Origin of the sequence: Acidocella sp. MX-AZ02 (assembly GCF_000306035.1) — a bacterium.
Lineage (GTDB): Bacteria > Pseudomonadota > Alphaproteobacteria > Acetobacterales > Acetobacteraceae > Acidocella > Acidocella facilis.
This window is the reverse complement of the sequence record NZ_JH976208.1, coordinates 459426-464320: the sequence shown is the minus strand read 5'-3', so window position 1 is coordinate 464320 and position 4895 is coordinate 459426. Positions and strand designations below refer to the sequence as shown.

The 4895-nt window shown below is 67.3% G+C and carries 3 protein-coding genes and 2 pseudogenes; 1 reads left to right on the top strand and 4 read right to left on the bottom strand.

Annotated elements, in window-relative coordinates; all coding sequences use genetic code 11:
* From MXAZACID_RS10415 to MXAZACID_RS20140, 3 genes and pseudogenes are all read right to left on the bottom strand, one after another.
* Positions 1 to 1773 (bottom strand): annotated as a pseudogene (locus tag MXAZACID_RS10415) (putative inorganic carbon transporter subunit DabA); the annotation flags it as partial.
* Positions 1763 to 2869, bottom strand: a pseudogene (locus MXAZACID_RS10410) (proton-conducting transporter membrane subunit); the annotation flags it as partial. The pseudogenes MXAZACID_RS10410 and MXAZACID_RS10415, both read right to left, overlap by 11 nt.
* A 21-nt stretch (positions 2870 to 2890) precedes the next feature.
* Positions 2891 to 3343 carry a hypothetical protein gene (locus MXAZACID_RS20140; protein ID WP_240376608.1) on the bottom strand — a complete coding sequence of 151 codons (453 nt, stop codon included), beginning with the start codon at positions 3341 to 3343 and terminating at the stop codon, positions 2891 to 2893.
* 105 nt (positions 3344 to 3448) lie between these two features.
* Here MXAZACID_RS20140 and MXAZACID_RS10405 point away from each other — a divergent pair, with 105 nt between their 5' ends.
* Positions 3449 to 4330, top strand: coding sequence for a LysR family transcriptional regulator (locus tag MXAZACID_RS10405; protein WP_008494290.1), 882 nt, complete (start codon positions 3449 to 3451; stop codon positions 4328 to 4330).
* A 42-nt stretch (positions 4331 to 4372) separates the two neighbouring features.
* Here MXAZACID_RS10405 and MXAZACID_RS10400 read toward each other — a convergent pair whose 3' ends face one another.
* Positions 4373 to 4720, bottom strand: coding sequence for a thiol-disulfide oxidoreductase DCC family protein (locus MXAZACID_RS10400; RefSeq protein ID WP_008494289.1), 348 nt, complete (start codon positions 4718 to 4720; stop codon positions 4373 to 4375).
* Positions 4721 to 4895: the final 175 nt, after the last annotated feature.

The window sequence follows — 4895 nt, the reverse complement described above, 5'->3', positions numbered from 1 at the left end:
GGGCAAGCTTGCCTGCCGCGGCGAGCCAAGCCTTGGCCTGTTCAAGGTCGGCCTTGTGGGCAGCAGACAGATGATCCTCCTCATAGAGCGTCACATCGTCCGTGGTGGTGAGGTGCAGCGCGGCCACGAAGAGCGTGCCGGCGGGGATCTCGATGCCGTTCGCCGCCAGCCCGTCTCTCACCTGCGCATCGTTGAGAAGCGCGGCGAGCAGCCTGGCATTGACCTCGCCCGAATAGCCGCCGCAGGCGCCGCAATGCAGCGCGCTGGCGTGCGGATTATTGACGACATTGGCGCCGTGCCCGACGAGCAGCACCAGCGGCGCGAACCCGCTGGTGAGGGACATGGCGCGCAGCACGGCCTTCGCGGCATCGATCTTAACCGCCACATCCAAAGCGGGATCGAGCCGGGGCGGCGGCTCGTCCGGCGGCGGGAGCGCATGCAGCCCCAGCGCATCGCTCAGGAGCTTACCCGCATAGACCGGCCCCGTGGCCTCGACGAAGGCGAAGGAGGACACCGCCGCGAGCTTGAACCGCCCCCAGGCGCGCTTTGCGCGCGCCTTGAACCGCGCGGACTGATCCTTCGCGTGGAGATCGGGGCCGCCAGCGCAGGAGCGCAGCGCCGGCGCAAGCAGGACCGGCAGGCGCCGCTCCTCGACATCCGAGGCGAAGCGCCGATGCGCGGTGCCCAGACCGAAAAACCCGGCGAAACCCATGGTTTGGATCCGGGGATCGAGACCTTCCAGCGCCCGGCGGAAGATTTCGGAGCGCACATCGATGCAAAACGCGGCCTGGAGCGCGGGCCTGGCAAGCGCCGCCCCCTGTGGCGGTTCCGCGAGCCGGCGCGCGAGCTGGTTTTGCGCGGCCCGCTCGGCAGCCTCCTGCAGGATGGCATCGATGCTGCCCTCGGGCGTTGCCGCAACCGGGGCGGCATGCGCCACGCGCACGCTGGCCCAGCCATCCGCGATCCCGGCTTCGTAGCGCAGAAACAGCGCCTCCTCCCAAATCAGCCGGATGGCGAGGATATCGGTGATCGTCTCATCCGCGCCGCCGGCAAGCTCAGCCTGCCACAGCTTGTAGCGGGCATATTGCGCCCAGCCGCCGAGGGTCATGAGCATCTGGTGGAAATATGTGTCGGCGGCATCGGCGGGCAGGCTCAACCGGTCCACCGCCCGTGCGGCCACCGCCAAACCGGTCTCCGGCGCTTCCGCCACGTGACGGGCAAAGCCGGGCAGGCCGAGGATTTCCGGCGTGATGTCGTGGGTGGCGGAAGCCCGCCAGGCGGCATAGGCGCTTTTTTCCTTCGGTGCGGCCCAAAGCGCCTGGCCTTCGTCGAAATATCCGCCAGCCCAGGCACCGAAGCGGTCGGCGATGATACCCGGCCAATCGATGCCGGTATACGGGACGCGAGATCGGCGATAGACGGCAGCGGGCTGGGTGGCGGCATTTCAACCGCCGCCGCCGCCTTCAAAGCCGCCACATCGGCTGGCTTGGGCCCGGCCGCAGCCGCGAGCGCCGCCGCGAGGTCAGCATCGCCGATCACCCCCGCCGCGATTTTCTCCGCGTACCAGCGCCGGGGCATGGTGACGCGCGCGCCCGCGATCCGCGCGAGCCGCGCCCCGGCCACGGCGAGAGGCTCACCGGCTTGCCCGAGAAACGGATTGACCGCGACACTGGAAGCCAGGGGCCAGGCGGGCGGTATGGCGCGGGCGGCCCGGTCCATCGCCGCCTGCACGGCGGGCGGGGCGGGCCAGGCGGGGGAGATTTCATTGATCATGGGCGTTGCTCCCGGCGGGAATGGATGAGCTGCGGATGGACCAGGCGTTGATCAGCCGGTCGAAGATGGCGTTGGCGTAGAGCCCGTTGGATAAATGCACGCGCAGCCCGGCGGCCGCGGGGTGGAAAGCCCAGAGCGGAAACAGAGCCTGTGCGATGGCAACCAGGCCGAAGCTGGCGGCGGCGAGGACGAGCAGCGTCCATTCGAGCGGATCCGGCGCCGGGGGTGCTGGCAAGATGCCCGCCGTGATCGAGATCGCCGCCCATTGCAGGGTGAAATAGGCCACCGAAACTGCCACCGCGTAGAAGGCTGTGCGCTGGGTCAGCGCCTTGGGCGCGGCATCCGCGAAGCCTTGCGCGAGCATGTAGGCGACGCCGAAGATCAGGATGACGCCGAGCACAATGGCCTGCGGCGATTTGTGCGCGACGCCGAAGCCGGCGCCAAAGAGACCATAAATGACGAAAGCCGAGAGAAAGGCGCGCGCGACGGCCCCGGCCTTCGGCACGGCGACCGGGCCTGGCCTGCGTAGGGCCGCCACCCGCTCCACCGCGCCGCCCGATGCCAGAAAGGAATGCGCCTTGTAGAGTGAGTGGGCGACGATGTGCAGCAGCGCCAGCGGGAACAGCGCCAGCCCGCATTCCAGGATCATGAAGCCCATCTGCGCCACCGTGGACCAGGCAAGCGAGGTTTTGACGGCGGGCTGGGTCAACATCACCAGACTGCCGAAGAGCGCGGTGAACCCGCCAACCATGACAAGCACCGCGAGAACGCCCGGCGCCAGCAACATGACATCGGCGAAGCGGACCAGAAGGAAGCCGCCGGCATTGATCACCCCCGCATGCAGCAGGGCCGAGACCGGGGTCGGCGCCTCCATGACTTCGGTCAGCCAGCCATGGGTGGGAAACTGAGCCGATTTGAGCATCGCGGCGGCGGCGATGAGCGAAGCCGCGCCGGCCGCCATCTCGCCACCCGCGCCTGACCGCGCCGCCGCCATGATTGTTCCGATTTGAAAACTTCCGTAAGCGGCGGCCAGCAACAGCGCGGCGCCAAGAAGCGCGGCATCGCCAAGACGCGCGGTGATGAATTTCTTGCGCGCCGCCCGCCGCGCGGCGACACGCTACGGATAGAACAGCAACAGCCTGTGCAGGAACAGGCTCGTGGCGATCCAGGCGATGACCAGCTGGACCAGATTGCCGGCGGTGACCAGCAGCGCCACGGCGGCCAGCGTCAGGCAGAGCCAGGCGGTGAAGCGGCCTTGCCGGTCATCGCCATCCAGATAGCGGCGCGCATATCGCACGACGATCCAGCCCACGAACGTCACCAGCAGCAGCATGGCCACGCTGACGGCATCGAGCCGGACGGACAGGCCGGCACCTTCAATGCCGATGACGCGACCATCGCCGGCGCCGTGAAGGATCAAGCTCCCGGCCGCCGCCAGCAAGGCGAGAAGCGAGACGGCTTCGGCCAGCAGCGGGGCGTATTTGGGCCGTGGCCCATGATCGAAAAAGCCGGTTGCCCCGGCGAGAAGCAGCGGAACCGGCGCCAGCAGCGGCGCGAGGAATGGCAGCACGAAAATCCCCTTCAAACGCAAAGACTGTTCGGGGGTTGGTAGCTGATCGGGAAATCCGAAAAAAATTCATTGTTTGCGCAAATTCGTTCGTTTTAATAGAACGATATGAGGGACCTGAACTATAATCATCTGCGCTATTTCTGGGCGGTGGTTCATGCCGGCGGCCTGACCCGGGCGGCCGCGATGATGAACCTGTCGCAATCAGCGCTTTCGGTGCAAATTCAGAAGCTTGAACACCAGATCGGGCATCCGCTCTTCGAGCGGGCCGGCCGGAAGCTGGTGCTGACCGAAGCCGGCCGGATCGCGCTCGACTATGCGGATACGGTGTTCAAGGCGGGCGAGGAGCTCATGAGCACCTTGCGCGGGCAGCCCCTGGCCACCCGCCAGGTGCTGCGCGTCGGCGCGCTGACGACCTTGTCGCGAAATTTCCAGCTTGAGTTCCTTCGCCCCCTGGTAGGGCGGGCGGATGTTGAGCTGATCGTCCGCTCGGGCAATATCCGCGATCTGCTCGCCCAGCTGGAGGCGCACGCCCTCGATGTGGTCCTGGCCAACAGCGCCGCGCCGCGCGACGCGCGGTCCTCATTGCGCAATCATCTGCTCAACGAACAGCCTGTCAGCCTGGTCGGCCGTCCGCGCGCAACCCGGCGCAAGTTCAAGTTTCCGGACGATCTGCGCTCCGAACCCATTCTCTTGCCGAGCCTCGATAGCGATATCCGCGTCGCCTTCGACCGCGTGCTTGAGCTGGCGGGGATCAGACCCATCATCCTCGCCGAAGTCGATGACATGGCGATGCTGCGCTTGCTGGCGCGCGAGCGCGAGGGCGTGACCCTGGTGCCGCCGATCGTTGTCCGCGATGAGCTGAACACGGGTGTTCTCGTCGAGCATTGCCGGATCGAGGACGTGACCGAGACGTTTTATGCCATCGTCCAGAAGCGGCGTTTTCCCAACCGGCTCCTGAGTGAGCTCCTGCCTGCCGGCAAGGGGTGAAGCCGCGCCGCACCTGCGCCGATCACGGCGCAGAAGGACACATCATGCCCGCCGCCACAAACGCCGCAGGCGCAGGAAGCCATTATAGAGCCACTCGGCCAACGCCAAAATTGGCGCCCGCCGCAACAGCCAGGCGGCGGGCTTGAAGGCCGGCAATTGCTCCCAGATCAACGCGAAGGCGGCGGCGCCATTGACCAGCGTGCCATCGCCCCGCCGCGCGTGCAGACGCGCCAGCGCCTGGCCGCGGGTGAGATCCGCCGCCACGAGCTCGGGAGCCTGTGAAATATCCTGCCAGGCGATGCGCTCAGCGCCCGGGCAGGTTTGGTAAAAGCCGATCTCGCGCCGGCAGACCGGGCAGCCGCCATCGTAATACACGACTGGTTTCGGCATCTATGGCAACTCCTTCAGCAAGGCCGGAATATGCGCCTTGAAGTCAAAAAAGCCGCGCCGGGCGAGCGGCCAGCAGCGCGCATCAAACGCCCGGCGCAGGCGGTGAAGGCGAAGCCCCGCGCCATGCAGCTTCGCCTCGGCCGCGCGCAAGGCATCCGCCGTCCACCCCACCGGC

What these genes read in the sequence shown, in the direction of transcription:
- MXAZACID_RS10400 (WP_008494289.1), bottom strand. Translation starts at nt 4,720, where the DNA reads ATGCCGAAACCAGTCGTGTATTACGATGGCGGCTGCCCGGTCTGCCGG.
- MXAZACID_RS10405 (WP_008494290.1), top strand. Translation starts at nt 3,449, where the DNA reads ATGAGGGACCTGAACTATAATCATCTGCGCTATTTCTGGGCGGTGGTT.